This is a genomic window from Rhodococcus sp. ENV425, assembly GCF_002887785.1.
GTDB classification, from domain to species: domain Bacteria; phylum Actinomycetota; class Actinomycetes; order Mycobacteriales; family Mycobacteriaceae; genus Rhodococcus; species Rhodococcus aetherivorans.
Map to the genome: position 1 here is coordinate 87,285 of NZ_PCZU01000209.1, position 4,055 is coordinate 91,339.

Genomic DNA, 4,055 nt, shown 5'->3' on the forward strand with positions numbered 1-4,055 from the left:
CGCCATGATCCCCGGCCTGCCGCTCGCGGCCTCCGCGCTGGGACTCGACACCACCCAGGCCGGCATGTGGGCCGGCGCCGCGATCCACGAGGTGGCGCAGGTCGTCGCCGCGGGCGAAGCCGTGGACGCCGGCAACGCCGGGGCGCTGGGCGCGAGCGCCCTTGCGGTGGCCGTGACCGTGAAGCTCGCCCGGGTCGCGATGCTCGCGCCCGTGGTCGCCTGGATCGGCGCGGTGTCCCGCCGCCGCAGCCGCGAGCAGACCGAAATGCGGCGGCCCCCGCTGGTGCCGCTGTTCCTGCTCGGCTTCCTCGGCTGCGTGGCCCTGCGCGCCACCGGCCTGCTCCCCGACCCGGCTCTGGACGTCGCCCGGCTCGCGCAGACGGCGCTGCTCACCGCCGCCATGTTCGCGCTCGGGACCGCCGTGCGCATCGACGTCCTGCGGGGCGTGGGCTGGCGGCCCTTCGCGCTCGCCGCCGCATCCACGGTGTGGGTCTCGGCGATCGCCCTCACCGGAATTGTGCTGCTGGGATAGCGGATACGCTCCACAGCCGCGCGCCGATCGGCCACACACAACAGTCGTGCCGCACGCGGGTGACCGGAAGGTTCGCGGCTGGACGCGGTGGCCCGGCACGACGGCCCGGCCGAAACGGATCTCGCGGGAAGCACTTCGGGCACCGGTGGCCGCTGTTACCGTCGGCGAGATGACACCGGTGGCGAAGGTGGGCTCCACGATCCGCGTCGCGATCGCCGCGGCACTGTCCGTCGCGCTGCTCGGCGCCTGCACGTCGGCCGGTGACGACTCGTCGGGGACCGCCGAATGCATCCACGTCCCCAACGGCACCCCGCTGTCCGCCGCCCCGCCCGCCCCGTCGGCGTCCGAAAGGGACCTGGCCACCAACCCCGAGGTCGCCACCGGCTACCGCGACGACATGACGGCGGTGACGACCGCGTCGTACGCGGTGTCCACTGCCAACCCGGTCTCGACGGAGGCGGCGTGCAAGGTGCTGCGCGACGGCGGCACCGTCGCCGACGCGCTGGTCGTCGCGCAGACGGTGCTCGGGCTCGTGGAGCCCCAGTCGTCGGGGATCGGCGGCGGCGCCTTCCTGCTCTACTACGACGCGGAGACCGGGCAGGTGCAGGCGTACGACGGCCGGGAGACGGCACCGATGTCGGCCACCGAGAACTACCTGCGCTGGATCAGCGACACCGACCGCACCGCGCCCCGGCCCGACGCCCGGGCCAGCGGCCGCTCGATCGGGGTGCCCGGAGTGGTGCGCCTGCTCGAGGAGGTGCACCGCGAACACGGGGGCACGGAGTGGGCCCGGTTGTTCGACCCGGCCATCTCCCTCGCCGACGACGGGGTGGTGATCAGCGACCGGATGGCCGAGTCGATCGCCGACTCGGCACCCGACCTCGCCGTCGACGACGAGGCGCGGGCGTACTTCCTGAACCCCGACGGCACGCCCAAGACCGCGGGCACCGTCCTGGTCAACCCGGCCATGGCGAAGACGCTCGGCGCCATCGCGTCCGGCGGCGCCGACGCCTTCTACACCGGAGCCCTCGCCCGGGACATCGTCGACGCCACCACCACCGAGGCGGGCGGCCGCACCCCCGGGACGATGACGGTCGACGACCTCGCCGGCTACGAGGTGAAGAAGCGCACCCCCCTCTGCACGCCCTATCGGGCGCACGAGGTCTGTGGCATGCCGAACCCGTCCTCGGGCGGGATCGCGGTGGCTGCGACGATGGGCATCCTCGGGAACTTCGACCTGTCCGCGCTGGGACCGACCGACGTCGACGAGAACGGTGGCGAGCCGACCGCCGACGCCGTGCACCTGATCTCCGAGGCCGAGCGCCTCGCGTACGCGGACCGCGACAAGTACGTGGCGGACTCGGACTTCGTTCCCCTGCCCGGCAATTCGCCGCAGACGCTGCTCGACGACGACTACCTGCGCGGGCGTGCGGGCCTCATCGACCCGGGCCGGAGCATGGGCACGGCACAACCCGGCGACTTCGGGCCGGTGCCCCTGGGCACCCCACCACAGGACCGCGAACACGGCACCAGCCACATCTCCATCGCCGACGAATACGGCAACGTGGCCTCGATGACCACGACGATCGAATCGGCGTTCGGGTCGTTCCACATGGTCGACGGCTTTCTGCTGAACAACCAGCTGACGGACTTCGCCGCCGAACCCGTGGACAAGGCCGGGGTGCCGGTGGCCAACCGCGTCGAACCGGGCAAGCGACCGCGCAGTTCGATGGCGCCGACGCTCGTCTTCGATCGCAATCCCGACGGCAGCCGCGGCGACCTGCGCATCGTCGTCGGCTCGCCGGGCGGTTCCGTCATCATCCAGTACGTGGTCAAGACGCTCGTCGGGATGCTCGACTGGGGCCTGGACCCGCAGCAGGCGGTGTCGGCGGTAGCGTTCGGCGCGGCGAACACCCCGGTCACCGGGGTCGGGGGCGAGCATCCGGCGATCGACGGCAGCGACGACGGCGCACGCGATCCGCTGGTGGCCGAGCTGCGCGCGCGAGGCCATCAGGTGGCGGTGCTCCCGCAGTCCAGCGGACTGAGTGCGCTCCGCCGGGACGAGTCGGGATGGGTTGGCGGCGCGGACCCCCGTCGCGAGGGCGCGGTGATGGGCGACGCCACCGGATAACGATCCGACGCGCGGTCCGGCCCATCGAGTCACGACTGGATAACCACACGGGGTCTCGTCGACCTGCAGGAATAAGATCGACAACCATCGATCGCCGTCACGGCGGATGACTGGGAGCGGATGGATCGGGGTGCCCGGATGCGGATCGCGGACGTGCTGCGGAACAAGGGGCCGGTCGTGGCCACGGTCGATCCGGACCTCTCGGTCGACGAGATGATCGGCGAACTCGCCCGCCACAACGTGGGCGCCCTCGTCGTGGTGGAGGGCGACGCCGTGATCGGCATCGTCTCCGAACGCGACGTCGTGCGCCGGCTCCACCAGCACGGTCCCGCCCTGCTCGACGCCCGTGTCCGGGACATCATGAGCACGACGGTGTCCACGTGCCTGCCCACCGACACGGTGAACAGCCTGGCCGAGACCATGACCGAACGCCGGATCCGGCACCTGCCCGTCGTGGTGGACGGCCACCTGGTAGGCATCGTCAGCATCGGTGACATCGTGAAGAGCCGGATCGACGAACTGCAGTGCGAACGCGACCAACTCGAGTCGTACATCGAGCACGGCTGAACCCGGGGCACCGGATTTCAGGGGGATTCTCCGGGTGATCCCGGATTACCCTGCGGCGCCTGCCGGACGACAGTGGACCATATGGCGAAGCGTCCGGGGCAGCGGTGGCGGCAGGCGACGGTGTGGCTGCACGTGGTCACGTCCGTGGGATGGATGGGCCAGGCCCTCGCGCTGCTCGTCCTGTTGACGCTGAGCCGCACCGCGGTGGATCCCGCCGTGCGGGTGGCCGGCACGACCATGGCGCAGCACCTCGACGGCACGCTGCTCGCTCCGCTGGCCAACGCGTCGGCATTCACGGGCTTTCTCCTCGCGGCGGCGACGCCGTGGGGATTCCTGCGCTACTGGTGGGTGGCGATCAAGTTCGTCCTCACCGTGGTCCAGGTGAACCTGGGGATCTTCCTGCTGTCGGCGGGCCTGAACGGCTCGGTGGCCGCCGTCCGCGACGGCACGTCCGGACCGGCGGGACCGATGATCGCGGGCACCGCTCTGATGATCAGCGCCCTCGCGTTCCAGGCGTGGTTGTCGGTCGCGAAACCGTGGGGCCGCACCCCGTGGTCGGCCGGGAAAGCGAAGCTGCCCGCCGCGCCGCCGTGGGTCTTCGCCATGGCGACCGGCGCGGTGGCCGCCGACCTCGCCGTCGCGACTCTGCTCGGCCATCCGCTGCCCGCCTTCGCCGCCCTGGCCCTGGTCGTCGCGTCGACGACCAGGGCCAGGGCGATCCGCGAGGCGAGCCCTCAGCCGGCCTACGGCTGAGGCACCGGCGTGGTCGTCGGGGTGGTGGTTGCGGCCGGCGTCGTGGTCCCGGGGGCACTCGACTCCGCGGTC

General features: G+C 72.0%; 4 protein-coding genes. All 4 read left to right on the top strand.

Annotated features, from left to right (window positions below):
- The coding region (locus CQZ88_RS31255) for a YeiH family protein (protein WP_258008650.1) at positions 1–532 on the top strand (532 nt) is incomplete at its 5' end.
- A 169-nt stretch (positions 533–701) separates the two neighbouring features.
- On the top strand, positions 702–2,663 hold the full coding sequence (locus CQZ88_RS17650) for a gamma-glutamyltransferase family protein (protein ID WP_029546696.1): 1,962 nt from the start codon (positions 702–704) through the stop codon (positions 2,661–2,663).
- 138 nt (positions 2,664–2,801) lie between these two features.
- Positions 2,802–3,230 carry a CBS domain-containing protein gene (locus tag CQZ88_RS17655; protein WP_029546697.1) on the top strand — a complete coding sequence of 143 codons (429 nt, stop codon included), beginning with the start codon at positions 2,802–2,804 and terminating at the stop codon, positions 3,228–3,230.
- Positions 3,231–3,311: 81 nt separating this feature from the next.
- The gene (locus tag CQZ88_RS17660; RefSeq protein WP_029546698.1) at positions 3,312–3,983 is read left to right on the top strand and encodes a hypothetical protein; all 672 of its coding nucleotides are present in this window, start codon (positions 3,312–3,314) and stop codon (positions 3,981–3,983) included.
- Positions 3,984–4,055: the final 72 nt, after the last annotated feature.